The following is a 25,903-nucleotide window of genomic DNA, read 5'->3' as shown; positions in this document are numbered from 1 at the left end:
CTAGCGGCGCCGGATCTTCGACCCCAGCCACACCAGCGGGTCGTACTTGCGGTCCACGGCCCGTTCCTTCAGCGGGATCAGCGCGTTGTCCGTGATCTTGATGCCCTCGGGGCAGACCTCCGTACAGCACTTGGTGATGTTGCAGTAGCCGAGGCCGTGCTCGTCCTGGGCCGTGCGACCGCGGTCCAGGCCGGTGTCCCCGGCCGCGTCCAGCGGGTGCATGTCCAGCTCCGCGACGCGCATCAGGAAACGCGGGCCCGCGAAGGCCGGCTTGTTCTCCTCGTGATCACGGACGACATGGCAGGTGTCCTGGCACAGGAAGCACTCGATGCACTTGCGGAACTCCTGCGAGCGGTCGACGTCCTCCTGCATCATCCGGTACTCGCCCGGCCCCAGATCGGCGGGCGGCACGAAGGCGGGGACCTCGCGGGCCTTGGTGTAGTTGAAGCCGACGTCCGTCACCAGGTCACGGATCACCGGGAAGGCCCGCAGCGGCGTGACGGTGATCGTCTCCTCGCGGGTGAAGACGGACATGCGGGTCATGCACAGCAGCCGCGGACGCCCGTTGATCTCCGCCGAACAGGAACCGCACTTGCCCGCCTTGCAGTTCCACCGCACGGCGAGGTCGGGGGCCTGGGTGGCCTGGAGGCGGTGGATGATGTCGAGGACCACCTCGCCGTCGTTCACCTCGACGCGGAAGTCCTCCAGACCGCCGCCCTCCACGTCGCCGCGCCACACCTTGAAGCGGGCCTCGTAGCCGCTCATTCGGACAGCTCCTCTTCGGCGAGGTACTTGACCAGCTCTTCTTTCTCGAAGAGGGCGAGCAGGTCGGGACGGATGGGCTCGGTGGCCTCGCGGGTCAGGGCGATCTGGCCGCGCACCGGGTCGGTGGCCGCCAGACCCCCGGTCGGGTCGGTGAGGGCGCACAGCAGGTTGACGCCCCGCCAGGCGCGGTCCATCGCCGCGTGGTCCTCACGGGTGTGCCCGCCACGCGACTCGGTGCGCTCCAGCGCGGCCCGCGCCACGCACTCGCTGACCAGCAGCATGTTGCGCAGGTCCAGGGCGAGGTGCCAGCCCGGGTTGAACTGCCGGTGCCCCTCCACCCCCGCCCGGCGGGCCCGTAGCCGCAGCTCGGCCAGCTTCTCCAGGGCCTGCTTCATCTCCGGTTCGCGGCGGATGATGCCGACCAGGTCGTTCATGGTCTGCTGGAGTTCCTGGTGGAGGGTGTACGGGTTCTCGGGAGGGCCGTCGCCGGGTTCCTCCGCCTCCGTCTGGGCGGAGACCTCCGCGGAGAACGGCCGCAGGGCCTCCGCGGCGGCGGCGTCGACCTGGGCGTCGGCCACCCGGGGCCGCGCCCCGTCGTCCCGCCCCGCCGCGTACTCGGCGGCGTGCCGGCCCGCCCGGCGCCCGAACACCAGCAGGTCGGAGAGCGAGTTGCCGCCCAGCCGGTTGGAGCCGTGCATGCCGCCGGCCACCTCACCGGCCGCGTACAGCCCCGGCACCCCGCGCGCGGCGGCCGTGTCGGAGTCGACGGCGATGCCGCCCATCACGTAGTGGCAGGTGGGCCCGACCTCCATCGGCTCGGCCGTGATGTCGACGTCCGCCAGCTCCTTGAACTGGTGGTACATGGACGGCAGCCGGCGTTTGATCACCTCGGCGGGCATCCGGGTCGACACGTCGAGGAAGACGCCGCCGTGCGGTGAGCCCCGGCCCTCCTTCACCTCGGCGTTGATGGCCCGCGCCACCTCGTCCCGGGGGAGCAGCTCCGGGGGCCGCCGGTTGTGGTCCGGGTCGTCGTACCAGCGGTCGGCCTCGTCCTCCGTCACCGCGTACTTGTCCTTGAAGACGTCCGGGACGTAGTCGAACATGAACCGCTTGCCGTCGGAGTTCCTCAGCACCCCGCCGTCACCGCGCACCGACTCGGTGACGAGGATGCCCTTCACCGACGGCGGCCAGACCATGCCCGTCGGGTGGAACTGCACGAACTCCATGTTCAGCAGCGGCGCCCCGGCCAGCAGCGCCAGCGCGTGTCCGTCGCCGGTGTACTCCCACGAGTTCGACGTCACCTTGAAGGACTTGCCGATGCCGCCCGTGGCGATCACCACCGAGGGCGCCTGGAGCACGAAGAAGCGGCCCGACTCGCGCTCGTAGCCGAAGACGCCGCAAACTTGGCGGCCCTCCTTGAGGACGCGGGTGACCGTGCACTCCTGGAAGACCTTGAGCCGGGACTCGTAGTCGCCGGTCTCCCGGAAGTCCTCCTGCTGGAGCGCGACGATCTTCTGCTGGAGGGTGCGGATCAGCTCCAGGCCCGTGCGGTCGCCGACGTGGGCGAGGCGCGGGTACTCGTGGCCGCCGAAGTTGCGCTGCGAGATCCGGCCGTCCTCCGTACGGTCGAACAGCGCGCCCCAGGTCTCCAGCTCCCACACCCGCTGCGGTGCCTCCTGGGCGTGCAGCTCGGCCATCCGCCACTGGTTGAGGAACTTGCCGCCGCGCATGGTGTCGCGGAAGTGGACCTGCCAGTTGTCACCGGAGTTGGCGTTGCCCATGGCGGCCGCGATGCCGCCCTCGGCCATCACGGTGTGCGCCTTGCCGAACAGGGACTTGCAGATCACGGCCGTACGGGCGCCCCGCTCGCGGGCCTCGATCGCGGCGCGCAGCCCGGCGCCGCCCGCGCCCACCACGACGACGTCCCATTCCTGCCGGTCGACCACGGACATCAGAACAACCTCGGATCGTCGAAGGCACCGGACGCGACGAGATACACGTAGAAGTCGGCGAGCGCCACGCTCACCAGCGACGCCCAGGCGAGCTGCATGTGGCGGGCGTTGAGCTTCCCGACCCACTGCCACATCCGGTAGCGCACGGGGTGCCGGGAGAAGTGCTTGAGCTTGCCGCCGACGATGTGCCGGCAGGAGTGGCAGGAGAGGGTGTACGCCCAGATCAGCACGATGTTGGCGAGGAACACCAGGGTGCCCAGGCCCATGTGGCCCCACGCGTAGTCCTCGTCGCGGAAGGCGAGCACCGTGTCGTAGGTGAGGATCAGCGCGACCAGGAGGGCCGCGTAGAAGAAGTACCGGTGGACGTTCTGCAGGATCAGCGGGAAGCGGGTCTCGCCGGTGTACTTTTTGTGCGGCTCGGCCACCGCGCAGGCCGGCGGGGACGCCCAGAAGCCCCGGTAGTAGGCCTTGCGGTAGTAGTAGCAGGTCAGGCGGAAGCCGAGCGGGAAGATCAGGATGATGATCGCGGGGGAGATGCCCCACCAGCTCCCGAAGATCTCCCAGTTGGGCCCGCCGCGCATCGGCTCGCAGTTCTCCGCCAGGCAGGGGGAGTAGAAGGGCGAGACGTAGGGGGCCGCGTAGTAGTCCGCGTTGGCGAACGCCCGCCAGGTCGAGTAGACGACGAAGGCCAGCAGTCCGGCGGCGGTGGCGGCCGGTGCCAGCCACCAGCGGTCGGTGCGCAGGTGCGGGGCGCGGATGGCGGCGCGCGTCGGGGTGTGGACGCCGCCGCCCGGGGGATGGGGGTCGGTGGCTGGGGGTTCCGTACCAGTGGCCACTGGGCGACTCCGGTCGGTCGGGTCGGGTTCAGGGGGCGCGGCGGTCGCGGGCGCCGAGGCCCTCGTCGTCCGAGTCCGTCCACAGTGAGCCGTCGTACGGCGTGTCGGGGATCGTGACGAGGTCCGGACGCCTGGGCGCGTCCGGCGCGGCTGCCGCCCGCAGCAGCGCGACGCTGTCGCGCAGGTGGTCGGTGTCGGTGCGGACCCGGCGGACCTCCAGGCCGCCGCTGCCCAGCTGCTGCTCCAGCCGGGCCACCGACCGGGTCAGGTCGTCGAGACTGCGTTGGATCGATGACAGGTCGTCGTGCACGGACATGACGTGACCTCGCTTCCGCCGGACACGGCACGGCGGCCGGCCTTGGTGGTGACGTTCATGCGCCTGAGAGTGTCGCGCGTCACACCTGCCGCTGGGAAGGGACGTGCACCGATTGGCCGGGGCGTGTCGGTGCATCGCGGGTGGTGTTGCGCCGCACGGGTGGGCTTACGCACCGTCACCGCCGTGTCTCCCGGCGTGGCGGAACCGTTTCCTCTTCAGTGGCCGCATCCCCGCCCGAATACAAATGATCAACTCCAAATACCGCCAAAAGCGACCACAACGCCCGCGGCCTTCCGGAGGTAGCAGAGATGTCCCACGTCGGCGTCGGACCGCGCGCGGTCATGCGTTCGGTCGCCTTCCTCACCGCGGGCGTGCTCGCCCTCCCCGCGCTGGCCGGCTGCACCTCCGAGGACCCGGCGGGCAAGCCGCTCGCCGAGCAGGACGTCGCCGCCGCGGCCCGGGCCCGGATCGCCGACGGCGGCACCCTGCGCTGGGCCGTGGACTCCGTACCGGAGACGCTGAACGCCTTCCAGTCCGACGCCGACGCCACCACCACCCGCGTCGCCCAGGCCGTGCTGCCCTCCATGTACCGGATGGACGAGCGGGGCCGCCCGGTGCGCAACCCCGACTACCTGGAGTCGGCCGAGGTCGTGGAGACCGAGCCCAAGCAGGTCGTCGTCTACAAGCTCAACCAGCAGGCCGTCTGGAGCGACGGCCGGGAGATCGGCGCCGCCGACTTCGCCGCCCAGTGGCGCGCCCTGTCCGGCAAGGACACCGCCTACTGGACCGCCCGCAACGCCGGCTACGACCGCATCGAGAAGATCGAGCGCGGGGCGAACGACCTGGAGGTCAGAGTCACCTTCGACCGGCCCTACGCCGACTGGAAGTCGCTGTTCACGCCGCTGTACCCGAAGGACGTCACGGGCTCCCCCGACGCCTTCAACGACGGCGCCCGGCGGAAGCTCGAGGTCACCGCCGGACCCTTCACCGTCGAGAAGGTCGACACCAAGGCCGACGAGGTGGTCCTCACCGGCAATCCCCGCTGGTGGGGGGAGCCGGCCAAGCTGGACAAGATCGTCCTGCGTGCCGTGCCGCGCGACGAGCGGGTCTCCGAGCTGGTCGCAGGCGAGCTCGACCTGGCCGAGATCGACCCGGACACCGCCGAACAGGTCGCCGTGGCCGCCGGCCCCCGGGACGCCGGCACCGGCACCCCGCTCATGGGCCCGGACGGCACCCCGGCCCCGGGCTCGGGCACCTCCGCGCTCCCGGGCCCGCAGGGCAGGTCCGCCGCCGAGGCGCTGCGCTCCTGGGCGGTCGCCAACGGCTCCGACGAGGAGGCGGCCGAGGAGGAGATCCTCGCCCGGGAGAAGCGGCGCAAGGCTGAGGCCAAGACGGAACGCCGGCGCAAGGCCCTGAGCGGCTTCGAGGTCCGCAAGTCGCTGGAGCCCGCCTACACCCAGCTCGCCCTCAACGGCGCCGACGGCCCCCTCGCCGACGAACGCGTCCGCCGCGCCGTGGCCCGGGCCCTGGACCGGGAGAAGCTGGCGGAGGCGGTGCTGAAGCCGCTGGGCCTGCCCGCCGAGCCGGTCGGCAGCCACCTCGCGCTGTCCGGCCAGCCCGTCTACGCCGACGGCAGCGGCGCCCTCGGCGACCAGGACGCCAAGGAGGCCCGAGCGCTCCTCGCGGACGCCGGATGGGTGCCGGGCGGACCGGTGAAGAAGACCGAGGACGGCGAGAAGGCGGCCGGCGCGGAGAAGTCCGCGGACGAGAAGGACGAGAAGAAGTCCGACGGCGGCGACGACGGCACGTACATCGTCGGCGAGGACGACAAGAAGACGGACGACAAGAAGACGGACGACAAGAAGACGGACGACAAGAAGACGGACGACAAGAAGACGGACGACAAGAAGACGGACGACAAGAACGCGGACGACAAGAAGACGGACCAGAAGGACGCCGACGACGGGAACGCCGACGGCAAGGACGCCGACGACAGCGACCAGGAGACCGGCGAGAAGCACAGCAGCGGCAAGAACACCGCGCAGGGCGGCGCCCCCGGCGCCTACGCCCCCAAGGGCACCGCCGCCCCGGCCGGCGCCGCGGCGGCCCCCGTCGCCAAGGACGGCAAGGCGCTCACCCTCAGCTTCGTGGTCCCCTCCGGCCCCGGCTCCCAGGCCCTGCGCACCGTGGCCGACCGCATCTCGGACATGCTGGAGAAGATCGGCATCGGCACCGAGATCACCAAGGTTCCGGACGAGAGCTACTTCAAGGACCACGTCGCCTCCGGCGAGTACGACCTGGCGCTCTACTCCTGGCCCGCCTCCGCCTTCCCCGCCACCGACGCCCGCCCCATCTACGCCAAGCCCGTCCCGGCCGCCGACGGTTCCCTGAACGTGGCGCAGAACTACACCCGGGTCGGCACCGACCAGGTCGACCAGCTCTTCGACCAGGCCATGGGCACGCTGGACCAGGACAAGGCACGGGACCTGCTGCGCAAGGCCGACTCGCGGATCTGGGCGGCGGCCGGCTCCATCCCCCTCTACCAGCGCCCCCAGCTCATGGCGGCCCGCGAGAACCTCGCCAACGCCGGCGCCTTCGGCTTCGAGACCCCGGTCTACGAGGACATGGGCTTCCTGAAGAAGGGCGCCCGGGGCGCCGAGGCCCCGGCGAGCCCGTCGAAGTGAGCGGGCGTCCCCGGCCCGTACGCCCCCGCCCCGGCAAGCCGCCGCCCCCGGGGCCCCGTACGATGGGGTGAGGCCGTGGCATGTACCGCCCGGCAGGCCCGCGTGACAAGGACGTACGCGAGGGCCCATCTCACACCCTCCGGGAGTACGCCTCATATGGCCACGCGCCACGACATCCGCAACGTCGCCATCGTCGCCCACGTCGACCACGGCAAGACCACCATCGTCGACGGAATGCTGAAGCAGGCCGGTGCCTTCGCCGCCCACCAGCTCGACTCCGTCGACGACCGCATGATGGACTCGAACGACCTGGAGCGTGAGAAGGGCATCACGATCCTCGCCAAGAACACCGCGGTGAAGTACCACCCGAAGGACGGCGGGGACCCCATCACGATCAACATCATCGACACCCCCGGCCACGCCGACTTCGGCGGCGAGGTCGAGCGCGGTCTGTCGATGGTCGACGGTGTCGTGCTGCTCGTGGACGCCTCCGAGGGTCCGCTGCCGCAGACCCGCTTCGTGCTGCGCAAGGCGCTCCACCAGCGGCTGCCGATCATCCTGTGCATCAACAAGACGGACCGTCCGGACGCCCGGATCGACGAGGTCGTCAACGAGACCTACGACCTCTTCCTCGACCTGGACGCCGACGAGGAGCAGATCGAGTTCCCGATCGTCTACGCCTGCGGCCGGGACGGCGTCGCCTCGCTGACCAAGCCCGACGACGGCACGGTCCCCTCGGACTCCACCAACCTGGAGCCGTTCTTCTCCACCATCCTGGAGCACATCCCGGCGCCGACCTACGACGAGGGCGCCCCGCTCCAGGCACACGTGACCAACCTCGACGCCGACAACTTCCTCGGCCGCATCGCCCTGCTCCGCGTCCACCAGGGCGAGCTGAAGAAGGGCCAGACGGTCGCCTGGATGAAGCGCGACGGCTCGGTCAGCAACGTGCGCATCTCCGAGCTGATGATGACCGAGGCGCTCACCCGCAAGCCCGCCGAGAAGGCCGGCCCCGGTGACATCTGCGCCGTCGCCGGCATCCCGGACATCATGATCGGCGAGACCCTGGCCGACCAGGAGAACCCGGTTCCGCTGCCGCTGATCACGGTGGACGAGCCCGCGATCTCCATGGTGATCGGCACCAACACCTCCCCGCTGGTCGGCCGCGGCGCCACCGGCAAGGGCGCGGACAACAAGGCGGCCGTCAAGGACCGCAAGGTCACCGCCCGCCAGGTCAAGGACCGCCTGGACCGCGAGCTGATCGGCAACGTCTCGCTCCGCGTCCTGGACACCGAGCGCCCCGACGCCTGGGAGGTGCAGGGCCGCGGTGAGCTGGCGCTGGCCATCCTGGTCGAGCAGATGCGCCGCGAGGGCTTCGAGCTGACCATCGGCAAGCCGCAGGTCGTCACCAAGGAGGTCGAGGGCAAGACGTACGAGCCCGTCGAGCGGATGACGATCGACGTGCCCGAGGAGCACATGGGTGCGGTCACGCAGCTCATGGGCGTGCGCAAGGGCCGGATGGACAACATGTCCAACCACGGCTCGGGCTGGGTCCGCATGGAGTTCGTGGTGCCGTCCCGCGGTCTGATCGGATTCCGGACGGAGTTCCTGACCCAGACCCGCGGCACCGGCATCGCCCACTCCATCCACGAGGGCCACGAGCCCTGGTTCGGCACGCTGCAGACCCGCAACAACGGCTCGCTGGTCGCCGACCGCTCCGGTGCCGTCACCGCGTTCGCGATGACCAACCTCCAGGAGCGCGGCGTGCTCTTCACCGAGCCCGGCACCGAGGTGTACGAGGGCATGATCGTCGGCGAGAACTCCCGCGCCGACGACATGGACGTCAACATCACCAAGGAGAAGAAGCTCACCAACATGCGGTCGTCCACGGCCGATGTGACCGAGTCGATCGTCCCGCCGCGCAAGCTCTCGCTGGAGCAGTCGCTGGAGTTCTGCCGCGACGACGAGTGCGTCGAGGTCACCCCGGAGGCCGTCCGCATCCGCAAGGTGAACCTGGACGCCCGCGAGCGCGCCCGCGCCGCGAGCCGCGCCAAGCACGGCTGACACCCCGTTCCGAAACGCCGGGCCCCACGTCTTCACGTGGGGCCCGGCGCCGTTTCGGGCCAACTCTAGGGAAAACCCTCGATTCGCGGGCGGAACGCCGTCCAGCGGCCGGAACCGCACTAACCTCCGCGGAAGCATTCCGCCCGGCACGCCGGCCGTCGCGGTGTGCGCCGGGCGCAGGACAGACCTGTACGGGACTCTGCACTGCGGACGCGTTACGCGCAATCACTTTTCGTCACACCGGCGTTCGTTATGCGGACAGTGACCACCGCCAGATGTGTAACAAGTCCGTTTCGCAGTGATCTCTCACCAAACCCTTTGTCCGGATTTTGAAAGATCTAGCCCCTATCTGTGATCGAACCGAGACCTCAAGAGTGTGGTTCGTTCCCCTGCGGATGGCAGATAGTTAGGCGCGTAGAGCTCGGATGAACGGGTCACGCGCTGACGGCGAAGACTCGCGAGCGCGGGGGCACCAGGCGAATTCAGGCACCGCGAGGTGGCCGGGATGTGTCATGTGCTCCCCTTTGCGGTGAACCAGCGGATTCATGAGGAGGAACCCATGCGAGGTGCCACAAGCGCCATATGGGTCGCATCGTCCCCGATGGCGGCTGAAGGCCCCGCGGGCACGTCCTGTGCCGTCACGGTGGTTGCGGTAGCGACGCGACGTCGCGAACTCCCTTGACGACTCGTTCCGTCGGTCGGTAGGCCCCGACCGCGAGCCAGGGTTCCCCAGGGGTGGTGACGCCCCTCCGTCGTTGTTCCCCTCGCGCGCTGCGAATGACGTACGCCGTGCGAAGGCCGTCGGACCGCAGCGCGCCCCCGACGACCTCCAACCTGTGAAACGGACGAATCATGACGAGTCCAATCGAGCTTGAGGGTGCTGAAGCCTCTTCCGTCTTGGACAAGGAGAGCGCGCCCAAGGGCGACGCCGACAAGCCGAAGGAGCCGGCGGGGCAGAAGCCCGGGCAGTTGATGTGGGCGCGCTTCAAGCGCGACCGAGCCGGTGTCATCTCGGCATGCGTCGTCCTCTTCTTCTTCGCGATCTCCGCCGCGGCGCCGCTGATCTCGAAGGTCTACGGCAAGGACCCGTACACCCTCTACGGGCAGGAGCGGCCCGAGCTGCTCGACATGTTCACCATGCCGGCGGCGCCGTTCGGCGGCATCACCGGAGAGTTCTGGTTCGGCATCGAACCGGGCCTGGGCCGCGACGTGTTCATGCAGCTGCTGTACGGCATGCGCAACTCGATCGCCACCGCGCTGGCCGCGACCCTGATCATGACGATCCTGGGCGTGCTGATCGGTCTCACCGGCGGCTACTTCGGCGGGAGGATCGACTACTGGCTCGGCCGGGTGACCGACTTCTTCATGGCCCTGCCCAGCCAGCTGTTCTTCGTCGCCGCGATGCCCGTCATCACCACGGTCTTCGTCGCCCCCGACAAGGAGACGCCCACCTACGTGCGGGCCTCCGCCATCATCATCGTTCTGTCCTTCCTGGGCTGGATGAGCATGGCCCGCATCGTCCGCGGCGCCACCCTCTCCCTGCGCGACCGGGAGTTCGTCGAGGCGGCGCGCATCTCCGGGGCCTCGCCCTGGCGCATCATCCGCAAGGAACTGCTGCCCAACATCGTCACCCCCACGCTGGTACAGGCGACGCTGACGCTGCCCGCCACCATCCTGAGCATCGCGTTCCTCTCCTTCGTGGGCGTCGGCTACGTCGAGCCCACGCCGGACTGGGGACGGATGTTCGCCATCGGCGCCAGCATCGTCGAGCAGGACCCGTACTACATGCTCTTCCCCGGAGTGGCCATGGTGGTCTTCATGGTGGCCTTCAACCTCCTCGGCGACTCGGTGCGGGACGCCTTCGATCCCAAGTCGAGCCGCTGATCCCCCAGGGGAATCCCCCCACACCCCGCCCGGCCGGTCCGGCGCCGCTCAGCCCGCCCCGGCCACGTACCAGCAGTGTTCACTACTCACAGGCAGGTGGATTCGTCCCTATGAGCATCTTCCGTAACCGCACCGCCACGGCCGCGATAGTCGCGGTCGCGGCCGGCGCACTCACTCTCACCGCCTGCGGTGGTGGCGGCGGCGACAGTTCCTCCAAGGACAAGAGCAAGACCAAGGAGGACGCCAAGTCGCAGTCGAAGCCGGTCCAGATCGGTGACGCCGAGGCGTCGACCGGTCCGGCCCCCGAGGTGCCGGGCGCCAAGCCGGGCGGCACCGTGACGGTCTACCAGGAGGCGGACTTCTCGCACCTGGACCCGGGCCAGATCTACGTCTCGGACGGCAAGCTGCTCGGCCGCCTCATCTTCCGCGGTCTGACTCAGTACTCCGAGGACGACCAGGGCAACCTGACCGTCGTGGGCGACCTCGCCACCGACGCGGGCAAGTCGTCGGACGGCGGCAAGACCTGGACGTACACCCTGAAGGACAACCTGAAGGACGAGAACGGGAACCCGATCAACTCGGCGGACATCCGCAACACCGTCGAGCGCCTGTACTCGAACTACATCACCGACGGCCCGACGTACCTGCAGCAGTGGCTGTCCGGCGCCGGCACCACCTACCGCGACGCGTACCAGGGCCCGGACAAGGGCAAGCACCTGCCCAAGTCCGTCCTGGAGACGCCGGACGAGAAGACGATCGTCTTCCACTTCAACACCCCGCGCCCCGACCTCCCGCAGATGCTGACCATGCCCGGTTACAGCGTCGTCCCGGAGGAGACGGACACCAAGGCGAAGTACGACTCCGACCCGGTCTCCGTCGGCCCGTACAAGATCGCCGAGTTCAAGCCGGGCAAGTCCATGAAGCTGGTCAAGAACGACCAGTGGGACCCGAAGTCCGACTCGGTGCGCCACCAGTACGTCGACGGCTTCAACATCTCGATGAACTCCGACGACGAGAGCCAGACCAAGACCCTCCTCGCCGACCAGGGCGACGCCAAGAACGCCATGATGTTCACGGGTCAGGTCGCCACCACCCAGCTCCAGAAGGTGGTGAGCAACAAGGAGGCGATGAAGCGCACCATCCAGGGTTACGCGCCCTACGTGTGGCAGCTCAACTTCAACATGGACCGCGTCAAGGACAAGAAGCTCCGTGACGCCATCACCCTGGCGCTGCCCTCCGCCTCGGTCTACAAGGCCGACGGCGGTGCCTACGGCGGTGAGGTCGCCAACTCGCTGATCTCGCCCACCACTCCGGGCTACGACGCGAAGTTCGACCCCTTCAACCGCCTGAAGAAGCCCAACGGCGACATCGAGGCCGCCAAGAAGCTGATCAAGGAAGGCGGCTTCGAGGGCAAGAGCCTCGTCTACGCCTACGCCAACACGCCGACCCGTCAGAAGCAGGCCGTTCTGATCGCCGACGCGCTGGAGAAGATCGGTCTGGACATCCAGAAGAAGGAGATCGACTCCGCCACCTGGTACGAGCAGGTCGGTAAGGTCAAGAACGGTTACGACCTGTACATGACCGGCTGGGGCCAGGACTGGCCGTCCGCCTCCACGGTCATCCCGCCGGTGTACGACGGCACGCAGATCCAGGACGGCGCGTCGAACTACTCGCACATCAACGACGACCACGTCAACTCCGAGATCAAGCGCATCGAGAAGATCACGGACACGGCCGAGGCCACCAAGGCATGGGCCGAGCTGGCCAAGTACATCTCCACGGAGATCAACCCGGCCGCCCCGCTGTACTACACCAAGGTCTTCCAGATCTTCGGTTCGAACATCGGCGGCATCCGCTACAGCCACGACACGAGCTACGTGGACGTCACGCGGATCTTCCTGAAGAAGTAGCCCGCTCGGTCGGGAGTCCGGTGGTTGGGTGCGCGGCGGAGCGCCCACCACCGGCCCCGGACCCTCCCAGACCTCCCACCCGACTGCCGCCGTCCTGAGAGCAGCTGTCTGCCATGCTTCAATTCCTCATTCGCCGGACATTCGGCGCGGCGCTGATCCTCGTGCTGATCAGTGCGTTCACGTTCTTCATGTTCTTCGCGATCCCGCAGGACCCGGCCATGCTGGCCTGTGGCAAGAACTGCACTCCGGACGCGCTGGCGATCATTCACCAGAACCTGGGGCTCGACAAGCCGGTCACCGTCCAGTACTGGGACTTCATGGTCGGGATCTTCGCCGGCCGCGACTTCGCCGTCGGGCACTGCCCGGCGCCCTGCTTCGGTGTGTCCTTCGCCAACGACCAGAACGTCTGGGACACGATCATGGATCGCTTCCCGCTGACCGTCTCGCTGACCATCGGCAGCATGATCGTCTTCCTCATCCTCGGTCTCGGCGCCGGCATGCTGGCCGCCAAGTTCCGCGGCACCTGGATCGACAAGACCTTCAGCTCCAGCTCGCTGGTCGTCAGCTCCCTGCAGATCTACTTCCTCGGCCCGCTCGTGATGCTGGCGCTCGTGTACAGCACGGGCTGGCTGGAGAAGCCGAAGTACGTGCCCTTCTCCGAGGATCTCGGCGGCTGGTTCATGGGTCTGCTGATCCCCTGGCTGGTCATGGCGACCATCTTCACCGCCAACTACACCCGGATGAGCCGCTCGTCGATGATCGAGCAGCTACAGGAAGAGCATGTGAGAGCGGCCCGTGCCAAGGGCATGTCGGGCAACTACACCTTCTTCCGCTACGCCTGGCGCGGCTCCCTCATCCCCATCGTCACCATCCTCGGCATCGACCTGTCGGCGCTCATGGGCGGTGGCATGGTCACGGAGATGACGTTCGATCTGGCCGGCATCGGCCGGCTCGCACTGGACTCCGTCACCAACAAGGACCTGCCGATGCTGATGGGCGTCATGCTCGTCAGTGCCGCGCTCATCATCGTCTTCAACCTGATCGTGGACGCCGTGTACGCCGTCATCGACCCGCGCGTGCGCCTGTCCTAGGAGAACCACCGTGACCACTCAGACCAAGCCCGAAGAGGCCGCTGCCGCCGCCTCGGGGGACGCCTTCCTCTCGGTGCGCGACCTCAAGGTCCACTTCTCCACCGAGGGCGGCGTCGTCAAGGCGGTGGACGGGCTCTCCTTCGACCTGGAGCGCGGCAAGACCCTCGGCATCGTGGGCGAGTCCGGCTCCGGCAAGTCGGTGACCAACCTGGCCGTCCTCGGCCTGCACGACCGCCGGAAGACCGCCATCGACGGGTCGATCACGCTGGACGGCCAGGAGCTGACCGGCGCCGGTGAGAAGCAGCTGGAGACGCTGCGCGGCAAGAAGATGGCGATGATCTTCCAGGACGCGCTGACCGCGCTGTCGCCGTACTACACGGTCGGCCGGCAGATCGGCGAGCCGTTCATGAAGCACACCGGCGCCTCCAAGAAGGACGCCCGGGTGCGCGCCATCGACCTGCTGGAGAAGGTCGGCATCCCGCATCCGCAGAAGCGGGTCGACGACTACCCGCACCAGTTCTCCGGCGGTATGCGGCAGCGCGCCATGATCGCCATGGCGCTCGCCTGCGACCCGGACCTGCTCATCGCCGACGAGCCGACCACGGCACTCGACGTGACGGTGCAGGCGCAGATCCTCGACCTGCTCAAGGACCTGCAGCAGGAGTTCGGCTCCGCCATCATCATGATCACCCACGACCTCGGCGTGGTCGCCAACATGGCCGACGACATCCTCGTGATGTACGCGGGCCGGGCCGTGGAGCGCGGGTCGGTGCGCGAGGTGCTCAAGACGCCTCAGCACCCGTACACCTGGGGGCTGCTGGGCTCCATGCCGAGGCTCGCGTCCGACGTGGACGAGCCGCTGCTGCCCATTCCCGGGTCGCCGCCCTCGCTGCTCAACCCGCCCTCGGGCTGCGCGTTCCACCCGCGGTGCGCGTTCACCGACAAGGTGTCCGGGGACCGTTGCTCCGGTGAGCGGCCGGCGCTCGCCGCCGGGCGGGCCGCGGCCTGTCACCTGACGGGGGAACAGCGGCAGCAGGCGTTCATCGAGAAGATTCAGCCCCGGCTGGGCTGAGCGGAAACCGGCGACTGGGGCATCACCATGAGCGACAACAGCAAGACGACCACGGCGGTGGCCGACCCGATCCCGCAGCAGCGGGACGGCGACGGCGGACCGCTCCTCAAGGTCAGCGGCCTGACGAAGCACTTCCCGATCAAGGGCGGCTTCCCGATCAAGCGCACCGTCGGCCACGTCAAGGCCGTCGACGGCGTCGACTTCGAGGTCTACCCGGGCGAAAGCCTCGGCCTGGTCGGCGAGTCGGGCTGCGGCAAGTCGACCACCGGCCGGCTGCTGACCCGGCTGTACGAGCCCACCCAGGGCAACATCCAGTACAAGGGCCAGGACATCACCCGCGCCAGCCGGCGGCAGCTGGCGCCGATCAGGTCCGAGATCCAGATGATCTTCCAGGACCCGTACGCGTCGCTGAACCCGCGGCAGACGGTCGGCACGATCATCTCGGGCCCGATGGAGATCAACGGGATCAACCCGCCCGGCGGCCGTGAGAAGCGCGTCCGGGAGCTCCTGGAGATCGTCGGTCTCAACCCGGAGCACTACAACCGCTTCCCGCACGAGTTCTCCGGCGGTCAGCGCCAGCGCATCGGCGTCGCGCGCGCCGTCGCCCTGGAGCCGAAGCTGATCGTCGCCGACGAGCCGGTCTCGGCGCTGGACGTGTCGATCCAGGCCCAGGTGGTGAACCTGCTGCAGGAAGTGCAGCGGGAGATGGGCATCGCGTTCGTCTTCATCGCCCACGACCTGGCGATCGTGCGCCACTTCTCGCAGCGCGTCGCGGTGATGTACCTCGGCAAGATCGTGGAGATCGCGGACCGTGAGTCGATCTACACCCGGCCCCGGCACCCGTACACCCACGCGCTGCTGTCCGCGGTGCCGGAAGCCGACATCGACGGCGACAAGAGGGAGCGCATCCGCCTCGAGGGCGACGTCCCCTCGCCGATCGCCCCGCCGTCCGGCTGCCGGTTCCGCACCCGGTGCTGGAAGGCACAGGACAAGTGCGCGACCGAGGAGCCGCCGCTGGTCCGCATCGAGGGCAGCAGGGCGGGTCACTTGACCGCCTGTCACTTCCCGGAGGAACCCACCATCGAGGCGCGGGCCGAGGACGTGGTGATGGACCGGGGGCTGAAGGCCCTGGAGGACGGCGACGGCGACGGCGCGAAGCTCGCCAAGGGCTGAGCCGGCGACCGGTACGGCACCCCGGAACCGGGGCGGGAGCACGAGCTCCCGCCCCGGTTCTCGTGTGTCCCCGTGTGTCCGGCACCCCCGTCCGGAGCAGTGCCGTACCCGTACGGACCGGACGAACGGGCGTTTTCGTGCCCGCCCCCTGATGCTGGCCGGTAATGGATCAGCGGAGAGAACAGCGGACGCGTCGGGGAACGAGCCGGACGGGTCAGGGCACGAGGAGGCACCCCATGCGCGGAGTCAGGCACGCAAAATGGGCCGCTTGCGCGGCGGCGGCGGTCCTCGCGGCGACGGGCTGCTCAGGCGGCGGCGGAAGCGGCGGGGGAGACGCCGGCGCCGTGCTCAGCTCCTCCTGGGGCGACCCGCAGAACCCGCTGGAGCCGGCCAACACCAACGAGGTGCAGGGCGGCAAGGTCCTCGACATGATCTTCCGGGGACTGAAGAAGTACGACCCGGAGACCGGCGAGGCGCAGAACATGCTCGCCGAGAAGATCGAGACCTCCGACTCGCAGAACTTCACCATCACCGTCAAGGACGGCTGGACCTTCTCCAACGGCGAGAAGGTCACCGCCCAGTCCTTCGTGGACGCCTGGAACTACGGCGCCAGCCTGAAGAACAACCAGCGCAACGCGTACTTCTTCGCGTACATCGACGGCTACGACAAGGTGCATCCCGTCAGCGGCGAGCAGAGCGCCGACACCCTCTCGGGGCTGAAGGTGACCGGGCCGCTCACCTTCACCGTCAGGCTCAGCCAGAAGTTCTCCACCTTCCCCGACACCCTCGGCTACCCGGCCTTCGCGCCGCTGCCCCGGGCCTTCTTCGACGACCACGACGCCTGGCTGAAGAAGCCCATCGGCAACGGCCCGTACATGGTGGACAACTACACCCGCGGCTCCCAGATGTCCCTGCGGAAGTGGGAGGAGTACCCCGGCCCGGACAAGGCGCAGAACGGCGGCGTCGACCTCAAGGTCTACACCGACAACAACACCGCCTACACCGACCTGATGGCCGGCAACCTCGACCTCGTCGACGACATCCCCGCCGCCCAGCTCAAGAACGTCAAGAGCGACCTCGGCGACCGGTACATCAACACCCCCGCCGGCATCATCCAGACCATCGCCTTCCCGTTCTACGACAACGACTGGAGCAAGCCCGGCGCCGAGAAGGTCCGCAAGGGCCTGTCCATGGCGATCGACCGCAAGCAGATCACCGACACGATCTTCCAGCAGACCCGCACCCCGGCCACCGACTGGACCTCACCCGTCCTCGGCGAGGACGGCGGCTACAAGGCCGGCCTGTGCGGCGAGGCCTGCCAGTACAAGCCCGACGAGGCCAAGCAGCTGATCAAGGACGGCGGCGGCCTCCCCGGCGGCCAGGTCAAGATCACGTACAACGCCGACACCGGCTCCCACAAGCAGTGGGTCGACGCGGTCTGCAACTCCATCAACAACGCCCTGGACAACGACCGCGCCTGCGTCGGCAACCCGGTCGGCACCTTCGCCGACTTCCGCAACCAGATCACCGACCAGAAGATGAGCGGCCCCTTCCGCGCCGGCTGGCAGATGGACTACCCGCTCATCCAGAACTTCCTCCAGCCGCTCTACTACACCAACGCCTCCTCCAACGACGGCAAGTGGTCCAACGAGAAGTTCGACGAGCTCGTCGACCAGGCCAACGCCGAGACCGACACCGCCAAGGCCATCGACCTCTTCCAGCAGGCCGAGGAGGTCCTGCGGGACGAGATGGGGGCCATCCCGCTCTGGTACCAGAACGGCAGCGCCGGCTACTCGGAGCGGCTGTCCAACGTGGAGCTCAACCCGTTCAGCGTCCCGGTCTACAACGAGATCAAGGTCGGCTGAGGGGGCGCCATGGGACGCTACGTCGTCCGGCGGCTGCTCCAGATGATCCCGGTCTTCATCGGGGCCACGCTGCTGATCTTCCTGATGGTCAACGTGATGGGCGACCCCATCGCGGGACTCTGCGGCGACCGGGAGTGCGACCCGGCGACGGCCGCGCAACTGCGGCACGAGTTCGGCCTCGACCAGCCCGTGTGGCAGCAGTACGTCACCTACATGGGCAACCTCTTCACCGGCGACTTCGGCACCGCCTTCAACGGTCAGCCGGTCACCGAGCTGATGGGCACCGCCTTCCCGGTCACCATCCGGCTGACCGTCGTGGCGATCCTCTTCGAGATCGTCGTCGGCATCATCCTGGGCGTCGTCACCGGCCTGCGCCGCGGCCGCCCCGTCGACACCGGGGTGCTGCTCCTGACCCTCGTCGTCATCTCCGTCCCCACCTTCGTCACCGGCCTCCTCCTCCAGCTCCTCCTCGGCGTCAAGTGGGGGTGGATCGACCCGGCCGTCTCCACCGAGGCACCCTTCCGCGAGCTGATCGTCCCCGGCCTGGTCCTCGCCTCGGTCTCCCTGGCGTACGTCACGCGCCTCACCCGCACCTCGATCGCGGAGAACCGGCGCTCCGACTACGTGCGCACCGCCATCGCCAAGGGCCTGCCCCGCCACCGGGTCATCACCCGGCACCTGCTGCGCAACTCCCTCATCCCCGTCGTCACCTTCATCGGCACCGACATCGGCGCCCTGATGGGCGGCGCCATCGTCACCGAGCGGATCTTCAACATCCACGGCGTCGGCTACCAGCTCTACCAGGGCATCCTGCGCCAGAACACCCAGACCGTCGTCGGCTTCGTCACCGTCCTGGTCCTCGTCTTCCTCGTCGCCAACCTCCTCGTCGACCTCCTGTACGCCGTACTCGACCCGAGGATCCGCTATGCCTGACCACCAGCAGCCCTACGAGCCCGAGCGCGCCGTCGCCGGTACCGGCATGGGCGGGCAGATGGACCTGGGCGCGAGCGAGGCGGTCACCCTGGAGCAGCCGCCCGGACCGGACGGGGCGGACCCGCGCGACAAGCCCCGCAGCCTCTGGTCCGACGCCTGGCACGACCTGCGCCGCAACCCCGTCTTCATCGTCTCGGCCCTGGTGATCCTCTTCCTGATCGTCATCTCCGTCTGGCCGTCCCTGATCGCCTCCGGCAGCCCCCTCAAGTGCGACCTGGCCAAGGCCCAGGAGGGCTCCCAGTCCGGCCACCCCTTCGGCTTCAACGGCCAGGGCTGCGACGTCTACACCCGCACCGTCTACGGCGCCCGTACGTCGGTGGCGGTCGGCGTCCTCGCCACGCTGGGGGTCGCCGTGCTCGGCAGCGTGCTGGGCGGGCTCGCCGGGTTCTTCGGCGGCGCGGGGGACGCGGTCCTGTCCCGGATCACCGACGTGTTCTTCGCGATCCCGGTGGTCCTCGGCGGCCTGGTCCTGCTCTCCGTCATCACCAGCAACACCGTCTGGCCGGTCATCGGCTTCATCGTGCTGCTGGGCTGGCCGCAGATCTCCCGCATCGCCCGCGGCTCCGTCATCACGGCGAAGCAGAACGACTACGTGCAGGCCGCCCGCGCGCTGGGCGCCTCCAACTCCCGCCTCCTCCTGCGCCACATCGCACCCAATGCCGTAGCCCCCGTCATCGTCGTGGCGACCATCGCGCTCGGCACCTACATCTCCCTTGAAGCGACCCTGTCCTTCCTCGGCGTCGGCCTCAAGCCGCCCAGCGTCTCCTGGGGAATCGACATCTCCGCCGCCGCCCCCTACGTACGCAACGCCCCGCACGCCCTGCTCTGGCCCTCCGGAGCCCTCGCCATCACCGTCCTCGCGTTCATCATGCTCGGCGACGCGGTGCGCGACGCCCTCGACCCGAAGCTGAGGTGAGTCGCCGCATGCTGCTCGAAGTGCGCGACCTGCACGTGGAGTTCCACACCCGGGACGGCGTCGCCAAGGCCGTCAACGGCGTCAGCTACGGGGTCGACGCGGGCGAGACCCTGGCGGTCCTCGGTGAGTCCGGCTCGGGCAAGTCCGTCACCGCCCAGACCGTCATGGGCATCCTCGACATGCCGCCCGGCCGGATCACCGCCGGCGAGGTCCTCTTCGAGGGCCGGGACCTGCTGAAACTGAAGGAGGAGGAACGCCGGAAGGTCCGCGGCGCCGAGATGGCGATGATCTTCCAGGACGCGCTGTCCTCGCTCAATCCCGTCCTCACCGTCGGCGATCAGCTCGGCGAGATGTTCACCGTGCACCGGGGGATGTCGCGCAAGGACGCCCGCGCCAAGGCCGTGGAGCTGATGGACCGGGTCCGCATCCCGGCCGCGAAGGAGCGGGTGCGGCAGTACCCGCACCAGTTCTCCGGCGGCATGCGCCAGCGCATCATGATCGCCATGGCGATGGCCCTGGAGCCGAAGCTCATCATCGCCGACGAGCCCACCACCGCCCTCGACGTCACCGTCCAGGCCCAGGTCATGGACCTGCTCGCGGAACTCCAGCGCGAGCTGCACATGGGCCTGATCCTCATCACCCACGACCTCGGCGTCGTCGCCGACGTCGCCGACAAGATCGCGGTGATGTACGCGGGCCGGATCGTCGAGACCGCCCCCGTCCACGACATCTACAAGGCGCCCGCCCACCCCTACACCCGCGGCCTGCTGGAGTCGATCCCGCGCCTGGACCAGAAGGGCCAGGAGCTGTACGCCATCAAGGGTCTGCCGCCCAACCTCACCCGCATCCCGCCCGGCTGCGCCTTCCACCCGCGCTGCCCGATGGCCCAGGACGTCTGCCGCACCGACGTACCGCCCCTGTACGACGTGACGGAGTCCGACGCCGAGCGGGGCAGCGCCTGCCACTTCTGGAGGGAGTGCCTGCATGGCTGAGCCGATCCTTCAGGTCACCGGCCTCGTCAAGCACTACCCGCTGACGACCGGCATCCTCTTCAAGAAGCAGGTCGGCGCGGTGAAGGCGGTCGACGGCGTCGACTTCCACCTCGACCGCGGCGAGACCCTCGGCATCGTCGGCGAGTCCGGCTGCGGCAAGTCCACGGTCGCCAAGATGCTGGTCAACCTGGAGAAGCCGACGTCCGGCGAGATCCGCTACAAGGGCGAGGACATCACCCGGCTGTCCGGAAAGGCCCTGAAGGCCGTACGCCGCAACATCCAGATGGTCTTCCAGGACCCCTACACCTCCCTCAACCCGCGCATGACGGTCGGCGACATCATCGGGGAGGCCTACGACATCCATCCGGAGGTGGCTCCGAAGGGCGACCGGCGGGGGCGGGTGCAGCACCTGCTGGACGTGGTCGGCCTCAACCCGGAGTACATCAACCGCTACCCCCACCAGTTCTCCGGCGGCCAGCGCCAGCGCATCGGCATCGCGCGCGGCCTCGCCCTGCGCCCCGAGATCATCGTCGCCGACGAGCCGGTCTCGGCCCTCGACGTCTCCGTCCAGGCCCAGGTGATCAACCTGATGGGCCGCCTCCAGGAGGAGTTCGACCTCTCCTACATCTTCATCGCCCACGACCTGTCGATCGTCCGGCACATCTCCGACCGGGTCGGCGTGATGTACCTCGGCCGCATCGTGGAGACCGGCCGCGACGCCGAGATCTACGACCACCCGACGCACCCCTACACCCAGGCGCTGCTGTCCGCCGTGCCCGTGCCCGACCCGGAGGCCCGGGAACACCGCGAGCGGATCATCCTGGCCGGTGACGTCCCGTCCCCGACCAACATCCCCTCCGGCTGCCGTTTCCGCACCCGCTGCTGGAAGGCGCGGGAGCGCTGCGCCCTGGAGGTGCCGGCGCTCGCGGTGCCCGCCGAGTTCCGGGGCGTCCAGGGCCCCGCCGCTCACGACTCGGCGTGCCACTTCGCCGAGGAGAAGCAGGTGGTGCCGCCGGAGGAGACCGGCGCGCCCCACCCGCACGGCGCCCACCGGGAGGACAGTGCGGAGGAGGGCGGACACGGCAGCGGGCCGGGGTGACATGGTGCTCCCCGGCCCGCTCACGGCACCCGCACGGCCGTACGCCGATCAGCTTCGCGCGTCCGTATATCGGTACCGCTTCGGTGAAGTTGCCCGCGTGTTAAAGCCGTTGGCGCACACGGGTGACGTCAGGCCCGCGGCATGTTCAGCGACCGCTTGAGGAAGTCCACCTGGAGCAGCAGCAGGTTCTCGGCGACCGACTCCTGCGGGGTCATGTGCGTGACGCCGGACAGCGGCAGCACCTCGTGCGGGCGGCCGGCCGCCAGCAGGGCCGAGGACAGCCGCAGCGAGTGGGCGACCACGACGTTGTCGTCCACCAGCCCGTGGATGACCATCATGGGCCGGTGCGGCTCGGCGGCGTCGACGAGTCCCGCGTCGTCGATGACCGAGTTGCGGCGGTAGACCTCCGGCTGCTCGTCGGGGTGGCCGACGTAGCGCTCCTGGTAGTGGGTGTCGTACAGCCGCAGGTCGGTGACCGGAGCGCCGACGACGGCGGCGTGGAAGACGTCCGGCCGGCGCAGCGCGGCCAGCGCCGCCAGGTAGCCGCCGAAGGACCAGCCCCTGATGGCCACGCGGCTCAGGTCCAGCGGGAAGTCGGCGGCGAGGGCGTGCAGTGTGTCCACCTGGTCCTCGAGGACGACGGCGGCGACGTCGTCCTTGACGGCCTTCTCCCAGGCGGGGGAGCGGCCCGGGGTGCCCCGTCCGTCGGCGACGACCACCGCGAATCCCTGGTCGGCGAACCACTGCGAGGTGAGGTGGGCGTTGTGCGCGGACACGACGCGCTGGCCGTGCGGGCCACCGTACGGGTCCAGGAGGACGGGGAGGGGGGTGTCACCGTGGTAGTCCCTTGGCATAAGCACGGCGCACGGGACACGGCGTGCGCCCCCCTGGGTGAGTGTCACGCGCGGGGACAAACCGGGGTCTTCGGCGTAAGAGGCGACGACCGCCGCCGGCTTCCCGTCCCGCAGGACCTGCACCCGGGCCCCCGGCCGGTCGAGCGTCGCCGAGACCAGAACGGTCACGTTCCCGGAGCGCACGGCGGAGTGCACGCCGGGCTCCTGCGAGACGCGCTCCACGCCGAGTTCGTTCACCCGGTAGACGTGCACTTCGCCCGTCTCGGGCCCCTCCGCCTCCTCGCCGGCCGACGCGGAGACCAGCACGTCGTCGCCGGACACGTCGAGCACGGCCCGCAGGTGCAACTGGGCTCCGGTGAGCGGCCGTTCACCGACCGCCAGGACGCGCGCGCCACCCTCGTCGGCGATCCGCACGAGCTGTCCTGAGGGGCTCCAGCAGGGGACGCCGGGGAAAAGTTCCAGCCAAACTGGATCTTCGTCGGCGTGCACCATCCGGGTCGCCCCGGACTCGGTGTCCACGGCCAGGAACAACTGGCTGCGCTGGTCGCGCGCCTGTACGAGAAGGAGCGGGGCACCCGCCGCCGACCAGTGCACTCGCGCCAGATACGGGTACCGCGCCCGGTCCCACAGGACCTCCGTGCGCCCCCCGTCCAGCCCGACCACGAACAGCCGTACGTCCGCGTTGGCGGTGCCCGCCGCCGGATACGCGACGTGGTGTGGATCACGGTCGGGATGGGCGGGATCGGAGATCCACCACCGCCGCACCGGCGTGTCGTCCACCCGCGCCACCAGCAGCCGGTCCGACTCCGGCCCCCACCAGAAGCCCCGGCTGCGGCCCATCTCCTCGGCGGCGATGAACTCGGCGAGCCCGTATGTGACGCCCTCCGCGTCCGCCTCGGCCAGCGCCCGGTCGCCGTCCCCCTCGGCCCCGACGACCCGCAGGGCACCCCGGGCGACGTAGGCGATGTGCCGGCCGTCGGGGGAGGGGCGCGGGTCGATCACCGGCCCGGGGACGGACAGTTCGCGGGCGGTCCCGGCCCGCAGCTCGGCCGCGAAGAGGCGCCCGGACAAGGCGAAGGAGACCAGTTCCAGGGCCGCGTCGGTGGCGTAGCCGACGATGCCGGCGCCGCCCTCGCGGCTGCGTTCGCGCCGTGCCCGTTCCTCGGGCGGCAGATGCTCCTCGGCGCCGCCGAGGAGGGCGCGCGGGTCAGCGGCGACGCGCTCACCGCCCTCCTCGACGTCGAGGACCCAGAGGGCGTTGGCCCGGTCCGTACCGGAACCGGAGCGCAGGAAGGCGACCCGTGAACCGTCGGGCGCCACGGTGAACGAACGCGGCGCGCCGAGCGTGAACCGCTGGGTGCGGGCGTGCCGTTTGGGGAAGGAGTCGGACTCGGTCGTCATGCCTTGACCATATTGGCCATGCGCCCCCTTGTGCGGCCGTGCGCCGAGAGATGCGCGCGCACGGATAGTTATGATCACTAGCGCATAGTGGGTATCAACCAGGTGCCCGCTGCGTGCATTTATCTGTCCCAAGGTTCGACTGCGTCCGACTCCCCATGTCCCTGGGCTTATTGGAGGTGAGCCGCCGTGGCACTCTCGATTTCGGCGGTTGTGCTGCTGGCGATCATCGTCTTCCTGCTGGTCAAGAAGTCAGGCCTGAAGGCGGGGCATGCGGTCGTCTGCATGCTGCTGGGCTTCTACCTGGCCTCCTCGACCGTCGCGCCCACGATCAGTGAGCTGACGACGAACATCGCGGGGATGATCGGGAGCATCAACTTCTGACGACAAAGCGTGAGCACTCCGGCCCTTACTGTCATCCGGGCGCTCGGGTGAGCGCCCGGATGACAGTGAGGTGCCACTTGCTCACGGTTTCGGGAGGGTGTGTCAGCCCCCGGCCGCGTACGGCACGAAGCCGGCCCACGCGGCGGGGCGAAGGCGACGACCTCTTCCCCTGCCGGGCAGCACGACAACACAATCCATGACCCGGCTCTGCGCAGCGTGTGCGTGGGTCCTGACGGTTTCCCGCGTTACGTGGACGACCCCGCGGCCTCATAGGGTGGAGCCCATGACGGAACTGCCCTCCCGGCGTCTGCTGCTGGTGCACGCGCACCCGGACGACGAGTCGATCAACAACGGCGTCACCATGGCCAGGTACGCGGCCGAGGGCGCCCACGTGACGCTGGTGACCTGCACCCTCGGTGAGCGGGGCGAGGTCATCCCGCCCGGGCTCGCGCACCTGACCGGCGCCGCCCTCGGCGGGCATCGCGCTCAGGAGCTGGCCGCCGCCATGCGCGCGCTCGGCGTCGAGGACTTCCGGCTGCTCGGCGGGCCGGGCCGGTTCGCGGACTCCGGGATGCTGGGCCTGCCCGACAACGACGACCCCGGCTGCCTGTGGCAGGCCGACGTCGACCGGGCCGCCGAACTGCTCGTCGAGGTGATCCGCGAGGTCCGGCCGCAGGTCCTCGTCACCTACGACCCGGACGGCGGCTACGGCCACCCCGACCACATCCAGGCCCACCGCATCGCCATGCGGGCGGTGGAGCTGGCGGCCGACGCCGGGTGCCCCGTCGCCAAGGTCTACTGGAACCGCGTGCCGCGCTCCGTCGCCGAGGACGCCTTCACCCGGCTGGACGAGGAGCTGCCGCTGCTGCCCTTCGAGAAGGCGGCCGGCGTCGGGGACGTACCGGGCGTCGTGGACGACGAGCTGATCACCACCGAGATCCGCGGTGAGGGCTTCACGCACGCGGCCAAGGCCGCCGCCATGCGCGCGCACGCCACGCAGATCACCGTGGACGGGCCGTACTTCGTCCTCTCCAACGAACTGGCCCAGCCGCTCTTCACCACCGAGTACTACGAACTGGTGCGCGGCGAGCGCGGCCCCGGCGACGGGCGCGAGACGGATCTCTTCGCCGGCACCGGCATCCAGGAGGCGTCGTGAGCGGCCGCACCGGACCGACGAACTCCGCCCTGGCCCAGCCGCTGCGTCCGCCGTCCCTCGGGCGGGCCGCCCTCTACCTCGGTCTCTTCGTGCTCGGTGCCGTGGTCGGCGTGGCGGGCGCGCTGGTGCAGCCGGCGTGGTTCCCGGGCGGGCTGCTGCTCGCGCTGGCCGCCGAGGCGGGCCTCTGCCTCGGCGCGGGCCGGGCCGTGGGACGCCGGGGCGGAGCCGTCGCGCCCGCCGCGGGCTGGGCGCTCGCCGTGGTCCTGCTCACCACCAGCCGGCCGGAGGGCGACTTCCTCTTCGCCGTCGGCAGCGGCTCCTATCTCTTCCTGCTCGGCGGCATCGCCATCGCTGTGATGTGCGCCACCCTCGCACCGGTGCGGCAACCGGACGGCGACGCCGTCCGACTTCGCAAGTGACGTACCGCTTCGCCGTGGCGTCGGCGTGCGAGTCCGGTGTGGGTTTCCCCAGCGGTCACGGGATACACGCGAGAGGCGGC

The 25,903-nt window shown here is 69.5% G+C and carries 20 protein-coding genes; 15 read left to right on the top strand and 5 right to left on the bottom strand.

What is annotated here, in order from left to right:
• From KUM03_RS09575 to KUM03_RS09560, 4 genes are read right to left on the bottom strand one after another with little or no spacing between them, the layout of a single operon-like run.
• Nucleotides 1–765: a succinate dehydrogenase/fumarate reductase iron-sulfur subunit gene (locus KUM03_RS09575; protein ID WP_217246601.1), complete on the bottom strand. Its 765-nt coding sequence runs from the start codon at nucleotides 763–765 to the stop codon at nucleotides 1–3.
• The gene (locus KUM03_RS09570; RefSeq protein ID WP_217246600.1) at nucleotides 762–2,717 is read right to left on the bottom strand and encodes a fumarate reductase/succinate dehydrogenase flavoprotein subunit; all 1,956 of its coding nucleotides are present in this window, start codon (nucleotides 2,715–2,717) and stop codon (nucleotides 762–764) included. The genes KUM03_RS09575 and KUM03_RS09570 overlap by 4 nt, the downstream gene beginning before the upstream one ends.
• On the bottom strand, nucleotides 2,717–3,553 hold the full coding sequence (locus tag KUM03_RS09565; protein WP_217246599.1) for a hypothetical protein: 837 nt from the start codon (nucleotides 3,551–3,553) through the stop codon (nucleotides 2,717–2,719). The genes KUM03_RS09570 and KUM03_RS09565 overlap by 1 nt, the downstream gene beginning before the upstream one ends.
• Nucleotides 3,554–3,581: 28 nt before the next feature.
• Nucleotides 3,582–3,869 carry a hypothetical protein gene (locus KUM03_RS09560; RefSeq protein WP_217246598.1) on the bottom strand — a complete coding sequence of 96 codons (288 nt, stop codon included), beginning with the start codon at nucleotides 3,867–3,869 and terminating at the stop codon, nucleotides 3,582–3,584.
• A gap of 308 nt (nucleotides 3,870–4,177) precedes the next feature.
• Between KUM03_RS09560 and KUM03_RS09555 the strand changes: the two genes are divergently transcribed.
• The 12 genes from KUM03_RS09555 (at nucleotide 4,178) to KUM03_RS09500 (ending at nucleotide 21,612) form a co-directional block, all read left to right on the top strand.
• On the top strand, nucleotides 4,178–6,553 hold the full coding sequence (locus KUM03_RS09555; protein WP_217246597.1) for an ABC transporter family substrate-binding protein: 2,376 nt from the start codon (nucleotides 4,178–4,180) through the stop codon (nucleotides 6,551–6,553).
• Between the two features lie 156 nt (nucleotides 6,554–6,709).
• Nucleotides 6,710–8,617, top strand: a complete 1,908-nt coding sequence (typA, locus tag KUM03_RS09550) for a translational GTPase TypA (protein ID WP_217246596.1) — start codon at nucleotides 6,710–6,712, stop codon at nucleotides 8,615–8,617.
• Between the two features lie 852 nt (nucleotides 8,618–9,469).
• Entirely contained in the window at nucleotides 9,470–10,501 is a 1,032-nt protein-coding gene (locus tag KUM03_RS09545) for an ABC transporter permease (protein WP_217246595.1), read from the top strand.
• 110 nt (nucleotides 10,502–10,611) lie between these two features.
• Entirely contained in the window at nucleotides 10,612–12,411 is a 1,800-nt protein-coding gene (locus tag KUM03_RS09540; RefSeq protein ID WP_217246594.1) for an ABC transporter substrate-binding protein, read from the top strand.
• A gap of 113 nt (nucleotides 12,412–12,524) precedes the next feature.
• The gene (locus KUM03_RS09535) at nucleotides 12,525–13,502 is read left to right on the top strand and encodes an ABC transporter permease (protein ID WP_217246593.1); all 978 of its coding nucleotides are present in this window, start codon (nucleotides 12,525–12,527) and stop codon (nucleotides 13,500–13,502) included.
• Between the two features lie 10 nt (nucleotides 13,503–13,512).
• On the top strand, nucleotides 13,513–14,574 hold the full coding sequence (locus tag KUM03_RS09530; protein ID WP_217246592.1) for an ABC transporter ATP-binding protein: 1,062 nt from the start codon (nucleotides 13,513–13,515) through the stop codon (nucleotides 14,572–14,574).
• 27 nt (nucleotides 14,575–14,601) lie between these two features.
• Nucleotides 14,602–15,747 carry an ABC transporter ATP-binding protein gene (locus KUM03_RS09525; protein WP_217246591.1) on the top strand — a complete coding sequence of 382 codons (1,146 nt, stop codon included), beginning with the start codon at nucleotides 14,602–14,604 and terminating at the stop codon, nucleotides 15,745–15,747.
• 236 nt (nucleotides 15,748–15,983) lie between these two features.
• Nucleotides 15,984–17,612 carry an ABC transporter substrate-binding protein gene (locus tag KUM03_RS09520; RefSeq protein WP_217246590.1) on the top strand — a complete coding sequence of 543 codons (1,629 nt, stop codon included), beginning with the start codon at nucleotides 15,984–15,986 and terminating at the stop codon, nucleotides 17,610–17,612.
• A gap of 9 nt (nucleotides 17,613–17,621) precedes the next feature.
• On the top strand, nucleotides 17,622–18,545 hold the full coding sequence (locus KUM03_RS09515) for an ABC transporter permease (RefSeq protein WP_217246589.1): 924 nt from the start codon (nucleotides 17,622–17,624) through the stop codon (nucleotides 18,543–18,545).
• Nucleotides 18,538–19,521, top strand: a complete 984-nt coding sequence (locus tag KUM03_RS09510; RefSeq protein ID WP_217246588.1) for an ABC transporter permease — start codon at nucleotides 18,538–18,540, stop codon at nucleotides 19,519–19,521. The genes KUM03_RS09515 and KUM03_RS09510 overlap by 8 nt, the downstream gene beginning before the upstream one ends.
• A gap of 8 nt (nucleotides 19,522–19,529) precedes the next feature.
• Nucleotides 19,530–20,513, top strand: a complete 984-nt coding sequence (locus KUM03_RS09505) for an ABC transporter ATP-binding protein (RefSeq protein ID WP_217246587.1) — start codon at nucleotides 19,530–19,532, stop codon at nucleotides 20,511–20,513.
• Nucleotides 20,506–21,612 carry an ABC transporter ATP-binding protein gene (locus KUM03_RS09500; RefSeq protein WP_217246586.1) on the top strand — a complete coding sequence of 369 codons (1,107 nt, stop codon included), beginning with the start codon at nucleotides 20,506–20,508 and terminating at the stop codon, nucleotides 21,610–21,612. The genes KUM03_RS09505 and KUM03_RS09500 overlap by 8 nt, the downstream gene beginning before the upstream one ends.
• Nucleotides 21,613–21,740: 128 nt before the next feature.
• On the opposite strand, the gene KUM03_RS09495 is transcribed toward KUM03_RS09500, so the two are convergent.
• Complete coding sequence (locus KUM03_RS09495; protein WP_217246585.1) at nucleotides 21,741–23,867, bottom strand: S9 family peptidase; 2,127 nt, start codon at nucleotides 23,865–23,867, stop codon at nucleotides 21,741–21,743.
• 186 nt (nucleotides 23,868–24,053) lie between these two features.
• Between KUM03_RS09495 and KUM03_RS09490 the strand changes: the two genes are divergently transcribed.
• The 3 genes from KUM03_RS09490 (at nucleotide 24,054) to KUM03_RS09480 (ending at nucleotide 25,823) form a co-directional block, all read left to right on the top strand.
• A complete protein-coding gene (locus KUM03_RS09490; protein ID WP_029393692.1) occupies nucleotides 24,054–24,248 on the top strand; it encodes a hypothetical protein in 195 nt (64 codons plus the stop codon).
• 283 nt (nucleotides 24,249–24,531) lie between these two features.
• Nucleotides 24,532–25,404, top strand: a complete 873-nt coding sequence (gene mshB, locus KUM03_RS09485; protein ID WP_217246584.1) for an N-acetyl-1-D-myo-inositol-2-amino-2-deoxy-alpha-D-glucopyranoside deacetylase — start codon at nucleotides 24,532–24,534, stop codon at nucleotides 25,402–25,404.
• Nucleotides 25,401–25,823, top strand: a complete 423-nt coding sequence (locus tag KUM03_RS09480) for a DUF6113 family protein (RefSeq protein ID WP_217246583.1) — start codon at nucleotides 25,401–25,403, stop codon at nucleotides 25,821–25,823. Before mshB ends, KUM03_RS09480 begins: the two co-directional genes overlap by 4 nt.
• The last annotated feature ends 80 nt before the right edge of the window (nucleotides 25,824–25,903 follow it).

This window comes from Streptomyces sp. AC602_WCS936 (assembly GCF_019049125.1).
Lineage (GTDB): Bacteria > Actinomycetota > Actinomycetes > Streptomycetales > Streptomycetaceae > Streptomyces.
Note: the sequence above shows the minus strand (reverse complement) of the source record. Positions and strands in the feature narration are given on the sequence as shown.